The 16,878-nt window shown below is 64.6% G+C and carries 22 protein-coding genes; 12 read left to right on the forward strand and 10 right to left on the reverse strand.

Annotation, left to right across the window (positions count from 1 at the left end):
• Window position 1 precedes the first annotated feature (1 nt).
• From A2G96_RS31960 to A2G96_RS31995, 8 genes are all read right to left on the reverse strand, one after another.
• Entirely contained in the window at window positions 2–463 is a 462-nt protein-coding gene (locus tag A2G96_RS31960) for a lipoprotein (RefSeq protein WP_011013267.1), read from the reverse strand.
• 2 nt (window positions 464–465) lie between these two features.
• Entirely contained in the window at window positions 466–1,359 is an 894-nt protein-coding gene (gene trbG / locus A2G96_RS31965) for a P-type conjugative transfer protein TrbG (protein ID WP_014386236.1), read from the reverse strand.
• Window positions 1,360–1,376: 17 nt separating this feature from the next.
• Window positions 1,377–2,165, reverse strand: a complete 789-nt coding sequence (locus A2G96_RS31970; protein WP_062804244.1) for a conjugal transfer protein TrbF — start codon at window positions 2,163–2,165, stop codon at window positions 1,377–1,379.
• The gene (locus A2G96_RS31975; protein WP_011013264.1) at window positions 2,162–4,720 is read right to left on the reverse strand and encodes a VirB4 family type IV secretion/conjugal transfer ATPase; all 2,559 of its coding nucleotides are present in this window, start codon (window positions 4,718–4,720) and stop codon (window positions 2,162–2,164) included. Before A2G96_RS31975 ends, A2G96_RS31970 begins: the two co-directional genes overlap by 4 nt.
• Window positions 4,717–5,028, reverse strand: coding sequence for a conjugal transfer protein TrbD (locus tag A2G96_RS31980; protein ID WP_011013263.1), 312 nt, complete (start codon window positions 5,026–5,028; stop codon window positions 4,717–4,719). Before A2G96_RS31980 ends, A2G96_RS31975 begins: the two co-directional genes overlap by 4 nt.
• A 3-nt stretch (window positions 5,029–5,031) precedes the next feature.
• The gene (gene trbC / locus A2G96_RS31985) at window positions 5,032–5,496 is read right to left on the reverse strand and encodes a conjugal transfer system pilin TrbC (RefSeq protein WP_011013262.1); all 465 of its coding nucleotides are present in this window, start codon (window positions 5,494–5,496) and stop codon (window positions 5,032–5,034) included.
• 29 nt (window positions 5,497–5,525) lie between these two features.
• Window positions 5,526–6,491, reverse strand: a complete 966-nt coding sequence (gene trbB / locus A2G96_RS31990) for a P-type conjugative transfer ATPase TrbB (RefSeq protein WP_011013261.1) — start codon at window positions 6,489–6,491, stop codon at window positions 5,526–5,528.
• Between the two features lie 314 nt (window positions 6,492–6,805).
• The gene (locus A2G96_RS31995; RefSeq protein WP_011013260.1) at window positions 6,806–7,165 is read right to left on the reverse strand and encodes a transcriptional regulator; all 360 of its coding nucleotides are present in this window, start codon (window positions 7,163–7,165) and stop codon (window positions 6,806–6,808) included.
• Between the two features lie 109 nt (window positions 7,166–7,274).
• Between A2G96_RS31995 and A2G96_RS32000 the strand changes: the two genes are divergently transcribed.
• Complete coding sequence (locus A2G96_RS32000; protein ID WP_011013259.1) at window positions 7,275–7,613, forward strand: single-stranded DNA-binding protein; 339 nt, start codon at window positions 7,275–7,277, stop codon at window positions 7,611–7,613.
• Window positions 7,614–7,661: 48 nt separating this feature from the next.
• Window positions 7,662–8,885 carry a plasmid replication initiator TrfA gene (trfA, locus tag A2G96_RS32005; protein ID WP_011013257.1) on the forward strand — a complete coding sequence of 408 codons (1,224 nt, stop codon included), beginning with the start codon at window positions 7,662–7,664 and terminating at the stop codon, window positions 8,883–8,885.
• 1,385 nt (window positions 8,886–10,270) lie between these two features.
• On the opposite strand, the gene A2G96_RS32010 is transcribed toward trfA, so the two are convergent.
• Together A2G96_RS32010 and A2G96_RS32015 are read right to left on the reverse strand one after the other, a co-directional pair.
• The gene (locus tag A2G96_RS32010) at window positions 10,271–10,552 is read right to left on the reverse strand and encodes a type II toxin-antitoxin system YafQ family toxin (RefSeq protein ID WP_011114071.1); all 282 of its coding nucleotides are present in this window, start codon (window positions 10,550–10,552) and stop codon (window positions 10,271–10,273) included.
• Window positions 10,539–10,802: a type II toxin-antitoxin system RelB/DinJ family antitoxin gene (locus tag A2G96_RS32015; RefSeq protein WP_011114070.1), complete on the reverse strand. Its 264-nt coding sequence runs from the start codon at window positions 10,800–10,802 to the stop codon at window positions 10,539–10,541. The genes A2G96_RS32010 and A2G96_RS32015 overlap by 14 nt, the downstream gene beginning before the upstream one ends.
• Window positions 10,803–10,974: 172 nt before the next feature.
• On the opposite strand from A2G96_RS32015, the gene A2G96_RS32020 reads away from it, so the two are divergent.
• The 10 genes from A2G96_RS32020 (at window position 10,975) to A2G96_RS32065 (ending at window position 16,747) form a co-directional block, all read left to right on the forward strand.
• Window positions 10,975–11,403 (forward strand): antirestriction protein, encoded by a 429-nt coding sequence (locus tag A2G96_RS32020; RefSeq protein WP_011114069.1) that lies wholly within the window; start codon window positions 10,975–10,977, stop codon window positions 11,401–11,403.
• Between the two features lie 44 nt (window positions 11,404–11,447).
• Window positions 11,448–11,666 carry a hypothetical protein gene (locus tag A2G96_RS32025; protein WP_012478187.1) on the forward strand — a complete coding sequence of 73 codons (219 nt, stop codon included), beginning with the start codon at window positions 11,448–11,450 and terminating at the stop codon, window positions 11,664–11,666.
• Between the two features lie 11 nt (window positions 11,667–11,677).
• Entirely contained in the window at window positions 11,678–12,886 is a 1,209-nt protein-coding gene (locus tag A2G96_RS32030) for a hypothetical protein (RefSeq protein WP_012478186.1), read from the forward strand.
• Between the two features lie 16 nt (window positions 12,887–12,902).
• The gene (gene korC, locus A2G96_RS32035) at window positions 12,903–13,160 is read left to right on the forward strand and encodes a transcriptional repressor KorC (protein ID WP_012478185.1); all 258 of its coding nucleotides are present in this window, start codon (window positions 12,903–12,905) and stop codon (window positions 13,158–13,160) included.
• 157 nt (window positions 13,161–13,317) lie between these two features.
• Entirely contained in the window at window positions 13,318–13,554 is a 237-nt protein-coding gene (kleA, locus tag A2G96_RS32040; protein ID WP_011255200.1) for a stable inheritance protein KleA, read from the forward strand.
• Between the two features lie 209 nt (window positions 13,555–13,763).
• Window positions 13,764–14,090 (forward strand): KleE stable inheritance protein, encoded by a 327-nt coding sequence (kleE, locus tag A2G96_RS32045; RefSeq protein ID WP_012478184.1) that lies wholly within the window; start codon window positions 13,764–13,766, stop codon window positions 14,088–14,090.
• Window position 14,091: 1 nt separating this feature from the next.
• Complete coding sequence (locus A2G96_RS32050; RefSeq protein ID WP_011255198.1) at window positions 14,092–14,502, forward strand: DUF2761 domain-containing protein; 411 nt, start codon at window positions 14,092–14,094, stop codon at window positions 14,500–14,502.
• A gap of 120 nt (window positions 14,503–14,622) precedes the next feature.
• Entirely contained in the window at window positions 14,623–14,931 is a 309-nt protein-coding gene (locus A2G96_RS32055) for a transcriptional regulator KorA (RefSeq protein ID WP_011255197.1), read from the forward strand.
• Window positions 14,928–15,692 carry a ParA family protein gene (locus A2G96_RS32060; RefSeq protein ID WP_062804245.1) on the forward strand — a complete coding sequence of 255 codons (765 nt, stop codon included), beginning with the start codon at window positions 14,928–14,930 and terminating at the stop codon, window positions 15,690–15,692. The genes A2G96_RS32055 and A2G96_RS32060 overlap by 4 nt, the downstream gene beginning before the upstream one ends.
• Entirely contained in the window at window positions 15,689–16,747 is a 1,059-nt protein-coding gene (locus A2G96_RS32065; protein ID WP_012478180.1) for a transcriptional repressor gene korB, read from the forward strand. Before A2G96_RS32060 ends, A2G96_RS32065 begins: the two co-directional genes overlap by 4 nt.
• Window positions 16,748–16,878 lie beyond the last annotated feature (131 nt).

The following is a 16,878-nucleotide window of genomic DNA, read 5'->3' on the forward strand; positions in this document are numbered from 1 at the left end:
GTCACTCCTTGCGCACCCAATACCCAGCCGGCGCAAAGCTGCCGTCTTGCACCAGGTACGGGCGGGTGATGGATTGATGGCCGACCAACAGAGTCAGGCGGTACAGGTTCGAGTCGCCGGCCTGGTCGAGCACGTACCGCAGCGGCAGGGCCGCCGGCGATGCCGGCTCACTGGCCGCCGTGGCCTGCGCCTTCGCGCTGGCCGGGTTGAACTCCAGTAGGGCATAGCCGCGCTCGCGCAACGTCAGCACCAGGGCCTGGCCGAAGGCATCAGGCGTGGCCTGTTGCAGCTCCAGGCGCGTCTTGGCCGGCGGGTACAGCACAGCGAGCTGCTGCACCGCTTCGCGGGCGAGCTGCTGCTGATCGACCGTTGCGGTCGGCGGGACGAAGTTGCCGTATTGGCCGGTGGTCGCGCAGCCGCCCAGGGCGAGGACGAACAGCGCAGCAAAGATGATCTTGCGCATGGTCACTTCCTCCGGGAGATAGTCACGCGGTCTTGGCTTCCACCAACACCGGCAATCAGGATCGCGCGGTCAAACACCGTGTCCACGATGTAGCGATTGCCCTGCACGCGATAGTTCACCATCACGGTTTCCTCGTCGCGGAAGATGCCGCCCTCGCGGCGCACGACCAGGAGCGTCGGCGCTTCGGTTTGCTCCATCGTTCCGGGCATTTCGATGATGGTCTTGCGGCCATCGTTGAACACACGCACCGGCTTCCAGCTCGCCGAGCCGGACAGGTCATAGTCGAACTTGAGATCGCCCAGGTACTCGCCGGTCTGCGGGATGGTGCGGTCGGTGCGTTCTTGCGTTTCGCGGCGCTGGATCGCGTCCCACTTCGCAAGCGCGTCCTCGGGGTAGGTGAACGAGACTTGCGGCATGTACTCGGTGCGATGCGAGCGCAGGCGCAGGTGATAGGCGCGGCGGTTCGTCGTCACGATGAGGCTGGTTTCCAGGCCAACATCCATCGGCTTGATGATGAGGTGCTGCACTTCGTTGGGGCCGCTGCCGGTGATGGCCGGCTCGACCGTCCACCGGGCCGTGTCGCCCAGGTTGATCGAGTTGACTTGCTCGCCTGGCTGCAAGGCCACGTCGCACACCTGGAGCACCGCGCACACGATGCTGGGCTGCTGCGCGCCGAACAGGAACTTGATCGCGCCATTGGAGCCGGCGACGGGCTTCATGCCGGTGGCAGCGCCCGCGTTCCATCGCTTCGCAATGTCGATGGCCGCGCGCTCTTGAGGCGTCAGCGTCGGGTTCTTGCCGGTGAAATACTTGTCGGCCAGGTCATCGGCGGCCAGGGCCAGGGTGGGCGACAGCAGCGCAGCGCCCAAGGCGACAACGGAAAAGATTTTCTTCATGGTGAATGTCCTTGGGTTCATTGAACGCGCGACCAGGAGTAGTCCCGCACGTACACGCTTAGGGGGTTGTTCCGAAGTTGCTCATCCGTGGTTTGCGGCGTGACTTCCGCGACGTACACAGTGACCAGCGCACGCCAGATCGCGGGCTTGCCCTTCGGTGTGCCTTGACGGTCGCGGGCGGTTTCTTCCCACTCGACTTGCCAGGTGTCCGGCGTCTGCGGGATGGCCGTCTTGATCTCGACGTTCACCATTTCCTTTTCAGCGCGACGGAACGGGCTGGCATCCGGGGTGCCGTTCAACCACTCATTCATCTTTGGCGTTGCCGGATCGTTGGGCGACAACTTGGCGTACACGCGGAACACAGAGCGGCGCTGCAAGGCCACGTCCGGCGTGACCGTGCGGGCGTCGGTGATGAACTCGGCGACCGTCGCATGGATGACGCGGGCATCGGCCTTCGAGGCCGCTTGCACCGGGCCGGCGGCCACTGTCTGGCCGAGCTTGTCCACTTCCACCACGTAGGGGATGAACTTCGACTGGCTGCCGATGTGGATCACGCCGCCGACGCCGGCGAGCGCGACCAACAGCGACAAGATGCCGATCACTTGCCAGGTCTGGCGAGACGACACGACGCCGCCCACGTGATCGTTCCAGGTGCGACGAGCGGCCAGATAGGGGTTCTCGGCCTCGCCCTGGCGTCGGCCGCCTTCCAGCGGTTCATCGGTCTGCCGAGGGTCGCGCTTGTCGCGTCCTGCGGCCGTGGCGGGCTTCTTGAAGATCAAGCCCTTGAGGGTGTCGGCAAAGCTCATGCGGCCTCCAGGTAGTCATTGAGATTCAGATTGCGGCCGGCCAGCCAGTGATCGACCCACTCATGGCCGAACTTCGCTTGCAGGCTCTTGATGGCGGCGACCGATTCCTTGTCGGACGCGCCGACGAAGGCCAGGGCCAGCGGCCCCAGGGCGAGGTCATAGAGGCGGCGGCCGTTCTCGGAGACGTAGTAGTACTGCCGCTTCGGAACCGCCGTGGCGAGGATTTCGATTTGCCGCTTGTTGAGGCCCATGCGGCGATAGAGCGCCGCCGTGTCCTCGTCGCGGGCATAGACGTTCGGCAGGAAAATCTTGGTCGCGGTCGATTCCACGATCACATCCAAGATGCCCGAGTTGGCCGCGTCGGAAAGGCTTTGCGTAGCCATGAGCACCAGGCAGTTCGCCTTGCGCAAGACCTTGAGCCATTCCCGAATCTTGGCGCGGAACGCCGGGTGGCCCAGCATCAACCAGGCTTCGTCCAGGATGATGACGGCCGGCTGGCCTTTAAGGCCGCGCTCGATGCGGCGGAACAGGTACAGCAGCACCGGCAGCGCGAACTTCTCGCCGAGGTTCATCAGCTCTTCGATCTCGAACACCGTGAAGTCGGAGAGCGACAGGCCATCCTCTTCGGCATCGAGCAGGTGGCCCATCGAGCCGTCCACCGTGTATTGCTTGATGGCCTCGCGGATCGCTTCGTCCTGGATCGTCACCGAGAACTCGGAGAGCGTGCGCGCGCCGCTGGCGTGCATGCTCATGATCGCGTGGCCGATCTCGTTGCGCTGCCCTGGCGTGGTGTCCACGCCGTTGAGCGCAAGGATCGTGTCGATCCACTCCATCGCCCAAGCCCGATCCGCCTTCGTTTCGAGGAACTGGAGCGGGCAGAAGGCCAGGCGGTCATCGTCGGCGGCCACCGTGAAGTGCAGGCCAGTCTTGCCCTTCGAGCCGGCATTGATTGCGGCCGCGAGCGGGTACATCGACATGCCCTTGTCGAAGGCGTAGATCGACATGCCGGCATAGCGCCGGAGCTGCGCGGCGATGATGCCCAGGTGCGTCGATTTGCCCGCGCCGGTCGGGCCGAACATGAAGGTGTGGCCCAGGTCGCGCACGTGCAGGTTCAGCCGGAAGGGCGTAGCGCCGACCGTGACGCAGTGCATGAGCGCCGGGGCCAGCGGCGGGTACATCGGGCACGGCGCGGTGGCGCTGCCCGTCCAGATGGAGCTTGTCGGCAGCAGGTCGGCCAGGTTCATCGTGTTGATGAGCGGCCGGCGCACGTTCTCGACGCCGTGGCCGGGCAAGCTGCCCAGGTAGGCGTCCATCGTGTTGATCGTCTCGATGCGCGCCGCGAAGGCCAGCCGGTTGATGGCCTTCTCGACCGACAGCGCGGCGGCCGCCAGGCGCTCCCGATCCTCATCCATCAACACGACCACGGACGTGAAGTAGCCGGCGGCCACCAGGCCGCTATTGACCTCGGCGATGGCCGCCTCGGCATCGGCCACCATCGTTGCCGCGTCCTGGTTGACGCTGCCGGTGTTGGTGTTGAAAACCTGGTCGAAGAAGCCGCGAATCTTCTGCTTCCACTTCTTGCGGAACTTGTCCAGGTGCTTCAAGGACTCGTGCTGATCCATGAAGATGAAGCGGCTCGACCAGCGGTATTCACTCGGCAGCTCGGCCAGGGCCGACAGCAGGCCAGGCGTTGACTCCAAGGGGAAGCCTTCGAGGGACACCACCTGGATGAACTTGCGGCCGATCTTCGGAACGACGCCGCCCCACAGCTCTTGCCCGCCGATCACGGCGTCCAAGTACATCGGGTTGCTGGGGAGCTGCACCGGGTGATAGTTGCCGGTCACGCAGAACTGCAACCAGCTCAGGAAGTCGTCATGCGTGACTTCCCTGCCCTCTTCCGTGGCGATCTTGTGGCCCTTCAAGCGCGTGAGCTTGACGGCCGAGGACATGCGCGATTCCAGGCTGCGGATTTCGCGCTTGAACTGCTCGATGAGGCCCACGGTGCGGGCCGTGTGGTCGGGCGTCACCGCGTCATCGTCAAACATCAGCTCAACGAACTTGCGCTGGGCCAGCACTGGCGGAAACCAGGTCACGGCGAATACGAAGTGCCCTTCGTACATCGTGCCCAGGCCCTCGAAGAGCCGCCGGCGCTCTTCATCAATGGCGGCCGACACCGGATCGGTGAAGGTGGAGACGCCGCGCTCGGAGTAGTTGGGTGCCGGCCGGCGCACGGCATCGACATGAACCATCCAGCCGCTGCCCAGGCCCGCCAGGGCCTGGTTGATGCGGAAGGACACCATTTCCCGCTGCTCTTCGGTGCTGCTGGCGTTGTCATCCCCTTGGTACAGCCAGGCGGCCATAAAGGAGCCGTTCTTGCCCACGATCACGCCGTCATCGACCACGGCGGCATAGTTGAGCAAGTCGGCCAGGCCCGCGTCCTTCGACCGATGCTTCTTGAGCTTCAGCTCGGCATCGACCTGACGGATACGGGCAAAGAGGATGAGCAACAGAACCGCACCGAGTACAGCAATGCCAATTGCGATTGCTTCGATCATTTGTATTGCTTCCCTTGACTCGGCGTGTTTTCACGGAAGGGCGTGCTGCGAGCCGGGTAGTACGGCTTGTACCGGCGGTGCCGCAGGTACACGTGTCGCAGCTTCGGGTCGGACTTCGCCATGAGGCGCAGCACGAATAACGCGCCGAACCACAAGGCGATGCCGAACACCGTTGCCCTCACTTCTTGGGCGCTGAAAATCAGCGCCCCGGCCAGCAGGCCCGAGAACATCACCAGCTCGCGGTCGCCACCCATGAACAGGTTTTCTCGGTTGCCGGCCCTACGGATGGGGATCGCGCGCAGTGCCATGACTTACCCCGCGATGTGGCCGCGTTCGGCCCAGCGTGCGATGGCTTCACCAGGGAAGCCGGCCATGTCCAGCGCCGCGACCTTGGCCTGGTGCAGCACGCCATCGGTCAGGGCGGCGATTTCCGCGCCACGGCCGAAGAAGGTGCTCATCATGTTCTGCGCGCCGACCAGCAGGGCCATGACCAGGACGATGAAGATCAACGTGCGGAAGAAGCCGTTGAGTTCGCCGCCGAAGATCAAGATGCCGCCGGCGACAACGATGCCGATGATCGACAGCGCGAAGGCCACCGGGCCGGTGACGCTGTTGCGCAGGTTGGTCAACCAGCCTTCATACGGCAGGGAACCGCCGGTGCCTTCGGAGGCGAAAGCGTGCTGGGGGGCCAGCAGGAAGAACGCCAAGAGGGCGAACATGCCCAGGTAGAACACGGCGCGGCTGTCGAAGCGGAACGCGGGAAGGGTCGATTGCATGGGTCTAAGCTCCTTACAGGGTTACAGGGTTACAGGGTTTTGGTTGCGTACTGGCCGTTGGCGTAGCCGGAAACCTCAAGGATTTCCTGGATGCGCCGCGAGCCGTCAGGGGTGCGGGCGATATGAACGACCACGTGAACCGCCTCGCCTATCAGCGGTTCAATGGGTTTGGGTGAATCGGGGTGCATGCTGATGAGCATGGCGAGCCGATCAAGGCCCGCTTTGGCGTTGTTTGCGTGCAGGGTTGCGGCTCCTCCTTCGTGCCCGGTGTTCCAGGCCATCAACAGATCAAGTGCTTCGGGGCCGCGCACTTCGCCGACCAGGATGCGGTCGGGCCGCATGCGCAGCGTGGTCTTGAGCAGCGCCGTCATGGTCACGTCGATGCTGGTGTGGTACTGGACGTAGTTCTCGGCGGCGCACTGGATTTCGCCGGTGTCCTCGATGATGAAAACCCGTTCGGTCGGGTCTTGAAGCACCATCTCGTTGATGATCGCGTTCACCAGCGTGGTCTTGCCCGAGCCGGTGCCGCCGATCACCAGGATGTTCCGGTGGGCACGCACGGCGGCAATCAAGGAATCGCGCTGCTGCGCGGTCATGATTCCGCGCTCGACGTACTGCGCCAGGGTGAAGATGGCGACCGCCTTCTTGCGGATCGCAAAGGTCGGTGCGGGCACGACCGGGGGGAGCTGGCCGGCAAAGCGGCTACCGTCTAGCGGGAACTCGCCTTCCAGGATCGGCCGCTGCCGCGTGACTTCCTTGCCGTGGTAGCCGGCAATGGTTTCGATCATGGCTTGGGCCTGCGCGAAGCGAAGGGTGCCGATGCACTTCATCGGCTCGCCCAGCTTCTCCTGCCAGACTTTGCCGTCCGCGTTGAGCATGATTTCAACGGTCTTGGGATCGTTCAGAGCTGCCAACAGCTCCGGCCCCATGTCGCGTTCGAGCTTCTTCTTCGCCCGTTCCTTGATCGTGTTGTGTTCCAGCTTCTGTTCGGTCATTCCGTGTATCCCATGTATGTGATTTGCGTGCTGCCCTGACCGCACGCATTCTACACAGGTTCATACGATATACCGAAGTCTTTTGACGAGCAAGCAAACGGAATGACGGATTGAGTGTTTTCAATCGTGTCCCGAGCTGATCGCAATAGAAACAACGCGGCGCATGCTCCGTGCGCCTCGCACCGAACCTATGGCTTGCGTTGTGGGTGTTCCGGGGGTTGAGCCACCCCGGCGGGCTTTAGCGGCTAAAAAGTGCTGGCTTCTGCTGGCTCAGTTCCTTGCCGCGTCCCTTCCCTGCTTTCTTTCTTGGCGTCCTACCCCCGGAGCTTCTTGCGGGCGGCCTCGCCCCACTTCTTGACGATGAATGCCTGATGCGACGGTAGCACCGCCGCCACTCGCTCGAAACCGGCAGGAAGGCTCTGCGGAGCCTTGCCGCCGGCCAGGGCATCGAGCGTGTCCTTGTCCAAGTCGGTTGATTCAAGCAGAAGGGGCAACGGCGCATCAAGGGCCTTGGCAATGTCCTGCATGACCTTGAGGGACGGATTGGCCTTGCCCGTAGTGAGATCGGACAGGAAGGAGATCGAAACCCCCGACCTGTCCGATAGCTCCTTTTTCGTCATGTGGCGCTCATCAAGCAGCCGCAGCACGTTCGTGAAGAAGATGTAGTTATACAAAGGCGTCGCCTTGCGCATGGGCGGCTCGAAATTTTAGCCGCTAAAGTTCTTGACCTCGGAATTAGGTTTAGCTAAACTCTAGGCTTCATCACAGCCTGGAGAGCTACGCATGAGCCATAACCAATTCCAGTTTATCGGCAATCTTACCCGTGATACTGATGTTCGCCATAGCGAAAACAGCGCCCGCGCCGTATTCGACCTGGCCGTGAACCGCGTGTGGCGCGACCGCGCCGGCGAGAAGAAAGAGCAAACCGACTTCTTCCGCATCAAGTCGTTTGCCGGCCTGGCAGAGAACGCGGGCAAGTACCTTGGCAAAGGCTCCAAGGTGTTCGTCCAGGGCCGCATCGAGCCGACGAAGTTCGAGAAGGACGGCCAGACCGAGTACGGCTTTGACTTCATCGCCGACGTGATCGAGTACCTGGATACCAAGGAACCAGGCGGCAAATGAGAAACGCGCCCGGCCACAGGCCGGGCGTTATGCTAGGAGGACGAAGATATGCCGGACAGTTTCGACGAGCAGGGCTACCGCCGCAAGCTCATCGACGGCGGGTTGAGTGAGGCCGACGCGACGGCGCTTGCCCGCCGCTACGCGGCCGAGCGCAACGCGCAGGCCGGCACCGCCGGCGGGGCTTTCCGCCCCGCCGGTTCCCTCTTCGAGCTGCCGGACGGGCCGGCAGCGCCGGAGCCACCGCCACCGCCGCCCAGCGCGGCCGTGGCGCGCTCCGAGCGGATGGCGGCCGAGTCGGCCGAGCTGGCGCGGACTATGGGCCTTCCGCCCGAGCCGCGAACCGTGGTCAACACCTTGGCCGAGAAAGTCAGCGGCGTGACCGCCGAACGGAGAACGCAACAGATGGCGACCAAGAAAACGACCGAGAAGCCGGCCAGTGCCACCGGCGAGCTGGCCGAGCAGGTCAGCCAGGCCAAGCAGGCCGCCTTGCTCAAGCACACGAAGCAGCAGATCAAGGACATGCAGCTTTCCTTGTTCGACCTCGCGCCGTGGCCCGACCACATGCGGGCCATGCCCAACGACTTCGGCCGGTCGGCGATCTTCACGACCAGGAACAAGAAGGTGCCCCGCGCCGCCTTGCAGCGCGAGGCGATCTACCACATCAGCAAGGACGTGGAGATCACCTTTACCGGCATCGAGCTACGCGCCGACAGCGACGAGCTGGTGTTTGCCCAGGTGCTCGAATACGCGAAGCGCACGCCGCTGGGCGAGCCGGTCACGTTCACGTTCTACGAGATTTGCCAGGACTTGGGCTGGTCGATCAATGGCCGCTACTACAAGCAGGCCGAGGACTGCCTTTCGCGGCTGCAAGCGTCCGCGATGCAGTTCTCTTCCCAGCGGCTGGGCCGCCTGGAATCCGTGTCGCTGATCCGGCGCTTCCGCATCCTGGATCGCGGCAAGCGCACGTCGCGCTGCCAGGTCGAGATCGACACCGAAATGGTGGTGCTGTTCGCCGGCGACCACTACACGAAATTCGTGTGGGAGAAGTACCGCAAGCTGTCGCCCACCGCGCGGCGGATGTTCGACTACTTTGCCACGCACAAGGAGCCGTACCCGCTCAAGCTGGAGACGTTCCGGCTCATGTGCGGTTCGGATTCCACCCGCGTGAAGAAGTGGCGCGAGCAGGTCAGCGAGGCATGCGACGAGCTGCGCGAAAACGGCCTGGTGGACAGCGCCTGGATCAATGACGACCTGGTGCATTGCAAGCGATGACCGCCGCCCTGCCCCTGGAGAGCCGCCCGAGATCGAGGCGGCTTTTTTTCTCGAGCATCGCCGCTTCTGACGAGGGAGTTCCGGCCACCTGGTCGCGCGCACGTCGAGCTGCAGCATCGTCATTTCCGGCGAGGCTGGCCACGTCCAGGCCACGGTCGACCATCGCCACCTTTGACGATGAACCGAGGGCCCCATCGCCAGTTCCGACGATGACGGCCGACGCCGGCGCTGGATCTCGCATCGCCGCTTCTGACGATGAGATCCACCCTTTGACACTTGAGGGGCCGAGCTGCGGGGGATTCTCCCGGCCGGCGGCCGCGAGAACCGGCTATGTCGTGCTGCGCATCGAGCCAGGCGGCAGAGCCGCCCGTCTCGCCCCTGGCGGGCTTCCAGCGCCTTCCCGACGCTCACCGGGCCGGTGGCCCTCGCCGCTGGGCTTTGCGGCCCTGACGGGCCTTCCTGGCCCGTTTCCGGGGCCTTCCCTGCCCTGCCCCACCGGCGCGGCCGTTGTGGACAGTTTCGGGACAAGTCGGCCGAGGCCGGCCGGCGCAGCCCTGACGTTGACACTTGAGGGGCAGCGGGGCCGGCGCGATGTTGACACTTGGGGGGCAGCGGCCGATTTCGGCCTGGTCGAGCCGTCCAGGCGGCCGCCGAGGCGGCCTAAGTGCCTGATCGGCATGGAGTTATCCACCGAAGTTGTGGATAACCCTGTTAGGAACCCTGCCCCGGTATTGACACTTGAGGGGCGGCCCTACTGACACTTGAGGGGCGCGGTTCTTGACACTTGAGGGGCAGCGTATTGACACATGGGGGGCTTATCCATTGACACTTGAGGGGCGGCCTCTTCGCACTTTTCCTTGGCGTGACAACGGTTTACGCGCGTTTTTCGGTCATGCTAACCAGGTTTTTAACCGTCTTTATAACCTTTTTATATAACCAGGTAGTTTTAACCAGAGGCTGGCGAAAAAAACGGCAACACGGCCCAAGCTGCCGCGCAGCATGACCGGCCGCCGAAGGGGGGAAACCCCCCTTCTCGATCCCACCCGGCCGCAAGCGGCCTCCCATCCCCCCAGGGGCTACGCCCCTCGGCCGCCTTGCGGCCTCACCCCACAATGGAGCGCCTTCGGCGCTACGGCTTAGGAGAGCCAGGCGCAAGCGCCTGGCGGAAGGCAGTAAGTTCGAGAGCTTGCGAGGGGGCAAAGCCCCCTCACACTCCCCAACCAGGTCGCCGCGGTTCGACCGGCCGCGCGATCCTCAAGCATCGCAGCAGCTCCACCGCCGCAGGTTTTACGCCAAGGAAGGGGGTCGGCCAGCTCGGCCGGTGGCGCGGAAAGCGCCCCTCAAGTGTCAATGAAACGTGAGACGCGGGGCCAGGCCCGCGCCGATCACAAGCCGAGTTCGGAGTGAGAGCCGAGGCGCACCAGGCGCAGCGTGTCGGCGTCGGGCTTCTGGTAGATCAGCACCAGGTCGGGCTTGACGTGGCAATCCCGGTGATCCTTCCAGTCCCCGGTCAGCGCGTGGTCGCGGTGCCGAGGTTCCAGCGGCTGGTCGTCGGCGAGCGCGACCAGGACGGGCACCAGGTCGGCGTCGAGCGTGGCCCGGTGCTGCCCTTTCGCCTCGCGCTTGTAGTCGCGCTTGAACTGGCCGGTGCGCTCAATCTGCCGCATGCAGATCGGCCATCAGATCGTTGACGGTGGCGAAGCGCGGCAGCTTGCCCTTGCGGGCTTCCTTCATCGCCTCGATGGTGGTGGCGTTCGGAATCAGCGGCTCGAAGGGCAGCGCCTTGTCCTGGGCCACCTTCGTGAGCAGCAGCCGCACCGCGTCGGACACGGTAAGGCCCATCGCGGCCAGGACGGCCGCCGCTTCTTCCTTGATCGCGCCGTCGATGCGCGTTTGTACGAGCTGGTTTGCAGCCATGATTGGTTCTCCGGTTGGGTTCGTGAATTACATTGTAATGCACGCCAAGGGAAAGGGCAAGGTTTAGCGGCCAAAAAGTTTAGCTAAAGTGCTTGACGATTAGGACATTTTGCCCTAATATAGCACTTGAAGGCCGGGCATTTCGCCCAGGTCAACTACCGGAGAAAGTCCGATGAACACCCAAGAGCAACCCGTTACCGCTTCCCTGGTCGCCGAGGCCCAGCGCCTCGACTTCCTGCCCGCCTACTTCGGCCCGCGTCTGATGATGCGCGGCGAGGCCCTGGTGTATGCCTGGCTTCGCCGGCTCTGCGAACGCTACAGCGGCGCGTATTGGCACTACTACACCTTGTCGGACGGCGGTTTTTACATGGCCCCCGACCTGGCCGACCGCCTGGAGATCGAGGTGGACGGCAACGGCTTCCGAGGCGAGTTGTCGGCCGACGCCGCCGGCATTGTCGCAACCCTGTTCGCGCTGGGCCAGCTCGCGGCCGAGGCCGCCGACACGGACGCCGGCGATGCCCTGATCGACCGCTATCACTTCCTGCGCGGCTTCGCAGCCAGCCACGCCGAGGCGGCCGCGATCTACCGGGCTATTGACTGATGAGGGGCGGCCCCGGCTTCGGCCGGGGCTTCCAGGAGGCGACCATGACCAGGAACAACGCTCCCCAGGCACCGACGAACAGCTACGCGACGGACGGCAAGTGCCACAACGCCGAGCCGGGCACCTACGGCCACGAATGCGGCAAGCCGGCCGCATGGATCGGCACGAACCACAAGGGGTTCAGCTCGGGATTCTGCGACGACTGCAAGCGCCACGGCTACGAAGCCCGCGACGTGATCGCGTGGCGGCGTGCTGACACTTGAGGGGCCGGCCGATGGCGAAGAAACGCAAGACGCCGGCCCAGCCGGGCCAGGACTGGAACGCGCCGGCGGCCGAGCTGCTGGCCGAGCTGCCCACCGAACGCGACGAGCTGCTGGCCGCCGCCGTGGCGGCCGTGGTGGAGATCGACGCGGCGATCATGCGCGGCGACGGTGCGGCCGCCGAGGCGGCCAGCGACCGATACGAGGCCGTCATCTGGAAGATGAACGGCGGAACGCACGTGGGCAGCATGGCCGACCACGACGCGCCCGGCCAGGTCATCGAGCGCCATTGCGCGGCGGTGCCTGGCGACGTGCCCTTGTGGGGCCAGCGCGGCCAGTTCCTGGTCGCGGATGGCGACATGCGCGCCCTGGTGGAGTACGAGGCCGGCTACGGCGGGCCGCTGGGTGCCCACTTCCAGTTCCACGTCATCGACCTGGACAGGCCGTTTATCTCCGAAACGGGCTACCGCTCGCACTTCGACACGGCGCAGGGCTGCATGACGGTGGACGAGGTTGCGCGCGGCATCCTGGCTGCGCAGCGAGCCGAGAAGAAGCGCCCGGTGATGGTCGAGGCCAGCTACCGCGACCGCCTGGCCGATGCTCCCCTGCCCGCTTGGCTGGCCGGCCTGGAGCCGCCGGCGCGGCGCGAACCGGCGACCGTCCTGGTGCCGCCGGGGTTCGTCCTGGTCGATGTGGTGCTGCCCTCGCATCGGGCCTTCATCGCCAGGCGCTGGGCGGCCGAGGCCGCGACCAGGATCAAGGCGGCCAGGGCCGCCGGGTTGGACGCCAAGGGAAAAATCACCGGCGCAGGCCCGGAGCGAGATCCCGCATCGCCAGAAACGACGATGACCTGCAGCATCGTCAAAGCCGACGATGCCGAGCCGGTCGAGGGCGGGCCTGTATCGCCGGAAACGACGATGCCGGGAGCGAGCGCGGCAACCTGCAGCATCGCCAGGAATGGCGATGGAGGCCCGGCCGACCGGGTGGAGTTCAAGCCCGGCCAGCGGTGCGAGATCGTGAGCGTCCATCACCCGGTTTTCGACCGCTACATCGGCAAGCGCATCATCATCGTGAAGGTGCATCCCGACACCCGCCAGGTGTGGGCGCACGACGACAGGCCGGTAACGTACAAGACCAATCGCGCAGGCCGGCGCGTGGTCGATTCAGACCCGAGCTGCATCCAGTCGATCTACGGCTTCGACCAGTTGCGGCTTATCACTTGACCAGGAGAACGAACGAATGACGAACGACGCCAATATCCGGCTGGAGTGCTTGAAGCCGGCCGAACGCTGGGCACAACCGACCGGCGAGGAAGTCCGCGAGGTGCTGCGCCTGGCCGGGTTCAGCGGCAGCAAGGCCGCGAAGGCGCTGGGGCTGGGCGCGAAGGGCGACCGCACGATCCGCCGCTGGATCGGCGAGGACACCCCGATTCCCTATGCGGCATGGGCGATCCTGTGCGACCTGGCCGGGCTGGGCGTGATCTGGAAAGAGGATTGACGCCAAGGGAAAGGTTTTAGCGGCTAAAGTTTAGCCTTCGGATTCCGGTAAAGCGAAAAAAGTTTAGCTAAAGTGCTTGACAGGCTAGGGCATTTTGCCCTAATATAGCACTTGAAGGCCGGGCACATCGCCCAGGTCAACTACCGGAGAAAGTCCGATGAGCGACAACAAGATCATGCCCTGGATTGACGAGCTGGAGGGCGCGGCAGCGACCGACTTCCCGGCCCGCCGTGACGAGATCGCGGCCATGATGGCCGAGGCGGCCGAGCTGGTGCGCAAAGCCGAGGAACTGCGCGGCAAGGCGTACTTCGCCGGATGCTCCCTGGAGGGGCAGGCCAAGGGCCATTGGTCGATGGAAGCCGTCGAGCAGGCCAAGCGCCGGGCCGGCTGGTAAGAGCACATGGCCCGGTCGGCAACGGCCGGGCCTATCGAGGACGCCAAGAAGGGAGTATTGCGTGAGCCGAGGCAAGATCAAGGGCGGCCCCAGGTGGAGGAACGCCCCGGAGTGATCCGGGGCGCTTGGCCTGGTGCTGGCACACCGTAACCATGCTTCCGAGTGGGAGCACCCAGCATTCAACACGTAAGCGCGTGGAGGGTCAAGCTATGTCCAACATCATCAAGTTCCCCAAGGAGATCGAGCAGCCCGCCGCGCCCGCGCCGGTGGAGCCTGCCGCCGCGCCTGCTGCCCCCAACAAGGCCCCCGGTGCTGGCCTGCTGGCCGGCCTGGTCAAGTTCGTATGGGTGGCGACCGTGTTGGTCTGGCCGATCCTCAAGTGGGTGCTGTCGATTGCCACCTTCTTTCAGTTCGTGCGGATGCTCTACCACTGGAACACGCCTGGCGTGTATGCCGGCTGGTCGTTCCTGGTGTACTTCGCGGTGCTGACCGCGATCACCTACTTCGTTTCGATCTACAAGCCGAAGGGGCTTTGACATGAAAAAACAGACCCTGCCCTACCCGCCGGGATTCGTGGAGCCAACCACGGGCCGCGTGGCCGTCCTGGTGCGCGAGTACGCGGCCAGCGATTTGAACGGCGATGCGCCGGCCTATTGGTACAGCGCGCAATCCGAGGAATGGGGCCTTGACCCCTGGCGGCTCGTTGAAGGCGTCGATCCGCATGTGCATGGCGGTTCGTTCGACGTGTGCTTTGCGAGCGGCGGCACGCGCACCGTGGGGCCGTTGATGACGTTCTTCGTGAGCGCCGACCACGCGCAGCAGCTCGCAGTTTCGCGCGCCGCGTCGCAGATGGGGCGCTACGGAATGCGGGTGGTCGAGGTTCAGCAAGGCCCCGACGACCTCAAGCGCCTAGCCGCGCTGTATTCGGATGACGCCAAGAAGGGGTGATTTTTAGCCGCTAAAAGGCTTGACGCGCCCGGCGAGTTTAGCTAAACTTCTGCACATGGTCGGCGGCTGGCACCGCCTTTTGTTCAACAACCGGGTGTGGAGTTTATATGGGTGTTCTCCATGAAGAAACGGCTAACCGAAGCCCAATTCCAGGCGGCGATCAAGGGCCTGGAGATCGGGCAACAGACCATCGACATAGCGCGCGGCGTGCTGGTCGATGGAAGGCCCCAGGCCGAGTTTGTGGCCTCGCTGGGGCTGACCAAGGGGGCGGTATCGCAAGCGGTCAGTCGCGTGTGGGCAGCGGCGGGGGAAGTGCTCCCGCAGGGCTTCGCGCGGGTGACGGCGGTACTGCCGGAGCATCAAGCGTTCATCGTCAAGCGTTGGGAAGCCGACGCCAAGGGAAAGAGGAAACAGGAACCCAACTCATGAAAACACTGGTCACGGCAATTCAGAAAGGCGGACAGGGCAAGACCTTCGCAACCTGCCACCTGGCGTTCGACTTCCAGGAGCGCGGCCTTCGGGTTGCAGTGGTCGACCTGGACACCCAGGGCAATGCAAGCTGGACGCTGGCCGGCCACGACTCGGGCTATCCCGCCAGTCGCATGTTCACCGCCGGCGGCGACGAGCTGCGCGCCTGGTTCGCTGGCCGGGAGGATGACGGCCTGGCGCTGATCGCGGCCGATGCCAGCCTGGCCAACCTGGACAAGATGGACTTGGCCCAGGCCGCCGGCGCGCTGCGGGCCAGCATCGCGGCGCTAGGCGAGTTCTTCGACGTGTGCCTGATCGACACCGCCCCTTCCCTTGGCGTTGCCATGACGGCGGCCGTGCTGGCCGCCGACTACATGCTTTCGCCGGTCGAAATGGAGGCGTACAGCTTGCAAGGCATGAAGAAGATGGTTGCCGTCATCGGCAACCTGCGCAAGCAAAACCCGAAGCTGCGCTTTCTCGGCATGGTGCCGAACAAGGTGGACGCGCGGAAGCCGCGCCACGTCAGCAACCTGGCGACCTTGCAGCAGGCATATCCGCAACTGATCTTGCCGTTCAGTGTCGGCGCGCGAGACAGTATCGCGGAGGCGCTGGGCGAGCAGATGCCAGTGTGGAAGATCAAGAAAACCGCTGCGCGCAAGGCCACCCAGGAAGTGCGCGCCCTGGCGGATTACGTGTTCACGAAGATGGAGATCGCGCAATGACCAGCGCCGTAAAGACCAACGCCAAGAAGAAGGCCCCGCAAGCGGCCGCAGAGAAGCCCAAGGGCGGCGGGCTGGGCCTGGATGGCCTCGGCGACCTGTCGAGCTTGCTGGACGAGCCACAGGCCGCGAATGCGGCCCCTGGCGGCCCGCAGGAGCTGCCGCTTGACCTCATCGACGAAGACCCGCACCAGCCGCGCACGGCGGACAACCCCGGCTTCTCGCCGGAGTCCATCGCCGAGATCGGCGAGACGATCAAGCTGCGCGGCGTGAAGTCGCCCATCAGCGTGCGCGAGAACCCGGACGCGCCGGGCCGCTACCTCATCAACCACGGTGCGCGGCGCTACCGTGGCTCGAAATGGGCCGACAAGACCACCATCCCGGCTTTCATCGACAACGACTACAACGAGGCCGACCAGGTAATCGAGAACCTGCAACGCAACGAACTGACGGCCCGCGAGATCGCGGACTTCATCGGCCGCGAGCTGGCGAAGGGCAAGAAGAAGTCGGAGATCGCCAAGGAGATCGGCAAGTCGCCGGCGTTCGTCACACAGCACGTCACGCTGCTGGACTTGCCCGAACCGATTGCCGAGGCGTTCAACACTGGCCGCGCCAAGGATGTGACCGTCATCAACGAGTTGGTGACGGCGTTCAAGAAGAACCCCGAGGAAGTGGGTGCGTGGCTGGCCGACGACAGCCAGGAGCTGACGCGCGGATCGGTCAAGCTGCTGCGCGAGTACCTGGAGGACAAGCGCCACCAGGAAGGCGACCGCGACCCCAACACCGTCGATGCGTTCAGCGGCAAGACGGATGGCGAGGCCGAGGGCGACGGGCAAGGCCCGGAGGATGACGCCAAGAAGAAGGAGCCGAAGGAACCCGACCCGGACAAGCTCAAGAAAGCGATCATCCAGGTCACGCACGACGACCGCCCGGCCCGCCTGATCCTCAACCGCCGGCCGCCGGCCGAGGGCTGGGCCTGGCTCAAGTACGAGGATGACGGCCAGGAGTTCGAGGCCGACCTTGGCAAAGTGCAGCTTGTCGCGCTGCTGGAGGGCTAGACCCCCCCTGCACCAGACCCCGCCGCCCCCGCACCCCTGCGCCCCGCCATCGAGCGGGGCTTTTTTTTGCCTGCGCGCCCAGCGCCGGGCTGGCCCGTTTTAGCCGCTAAAAAAGTTCAGCTAAACACTTG

Origin of the sequence: Cupriavidus nantongensis, assembly GCF_001598055.1 — a bacterium.
Lineage (GTDB): Bacteria > Pseudomonadota > Gammaproteobacteria > Burkholderiales > Burkholderiaceae > Cupriavidus > Cupriavidus nantongensis.

What these genes read in the sequence shown, in the direction of transcription:
- A2G96_RS31960 (WP_011013267.1), bottom strand. Translation starts at nt 463, where the DNA reads ATGCGCAAGATCATCTTTGCTGCGCTGTTCGTCCTCGCCCTGGGCGGC.
- trbG (WP_014386236.1), bottom strand. Translation starts at nt 1,359, where the DNA reads ATGAAGAAAATCTTTTCCGTTGTCGCCTTGGGCGCTGCGCTGCTGTCG.
- A2G96_RS31970 (WP_062804244.1), bottom strand. Translation starts at nt 2,165, where the DNA reads ATGAGCTTTGCCGACACCCTCAAGGGCTTGATCTTCAAGAAGCCCGCC.
- A2G96_RS31975 (WP_011013264.1), bottom strand. Translation starts at nt 4,720, where the DNA reads ATGATCGAAGCAATCGCAATTGGCATTGCTGTACTCGGTGCGGTTCTG.
- A2G96_RS31980 (WP_011013263.1), bottom strand. Translation starts at nt 5,028, where the DNA reads ATGGCACTGCGCGCGATCCCCATCCGTAGGGCCGGCAACCGAGAAAAC.
- trbC (WP_011013262.1), bottom strand. Translation starts at nt 5,496, where the DNA reads ATGCAATCGACCCTTCCCGCGTTCCGCTTCGACAGCCGCGCCGTGTTC.
- trbB (WP_011013261.1), bottom strand. Translation starts at nt 6,491, where the DNA reads ATGACCGAACAGAAGCTGGAACACAACACGATCAAGGAACGGGCGAAG.
- A2G96_RS32000 (WP_011013259.1), top strand. Translation starts at nt 7,275, where the DNA reads ATGAGCCATAACCAATTCCAGTTTATCGGCAATCTTACCCGTGATACT.
- trfA (WP_011013257.1), top strand. Translation starts at nt 7,662, where the DNA reads ATGCCGGACAGTTTCGACGAGCAGGGCTACCGCCGCAAGCTCATCGAC.
- A2G96_RS32010 (WP_011114071.1), bottom strand. Translation starts at nt 10,552, where the DNA reads ATGCGGCAGATTGAGCGCACCGGCCAGTTCAAGCGCGACTACAAGCGC.
- A2G96_RS32015 (WP_011114070.1), bottom strand. Translation starts at nt 10,802, where the DNA reads ATGGCTGCAAACCAGCTCGTACAAACGCGCATCGACGGCGCGATCAAG.
- A2G96_RS32020 (WP_011114069.1), top strand. Translation starts at nt 10,975, where the DNA reads ATGAACACCCAAGAGCAACCCGTTACCGCTTCCCTGGTCGCCGAGGCC.
- A2G96_RS32025 (WP_012478187.1), top strand. Translation starts at nt 11,448, where the DNA reads ATGACCAGGAACAACGCTCCCCAGGCACCGACGAACAGCTACGCGACG.
- A2G96_RS32030 (WP_012478186.1), top strand. Translation starts at nt 11,678, where the DNA reads ATGGCGAAGAAACGCAAGACGCCGGCCCAGCCGGGCCAGGACTGGAAC.
- korC (WP_012478185.1), top strand. Translation starts at nt 12,903, where the DNA reads ATGACGAACGACGCCAATATCCGGCTGGAGTGCTTGAAGCCGGCCGAA.
- kleA (WP_011255200.1), top strand. Translation starts at nt 13,318, where the DNA reads ATGAGCGACAACAAGATCATGCCCTGGATTGACGAGCTGGAGGGCGCG.
- kleE (WP_012478184.1), top strand. Translation starts at nt 13,764, where the DNA reads ATGTCCAACATCATCAAGTTCCCCAAGGAGATCGAGCAGCCCGCCGCG.
- A2G96_RS32050 (WP_011255198.1), top strand. Translation starts at nt 14,092, where the DNA reads ATGAAAAAACAGACCCTGCCCTACCCGCCGGGATTCGTGGAGCCAACC.
- A2G96_RS32055 (WP_011255197.1), top strand. Translation starts at nt 14,623, where the DNA reads ATGAAGAAACGGCTAACCGAAGCCCAATTCCAGGCGGCGATCAAGGGC.
- A2G96_RS32060 (WP_062804245.1), top strand. Translation starts at nt 14,928, where the DNA reads ATGAAAACACTGGTCACGGCAATTCAGAAAGGCGGACAGGGCAAGACC.
- A2G96_RS32065 (WP_012478180.1), top strand. Translation starts at nt 15,689, where the DNA reads ATGACCAGCGCCGTAAAGACCAACGCCAAGAAGAAGGCCCCGCAAGCG.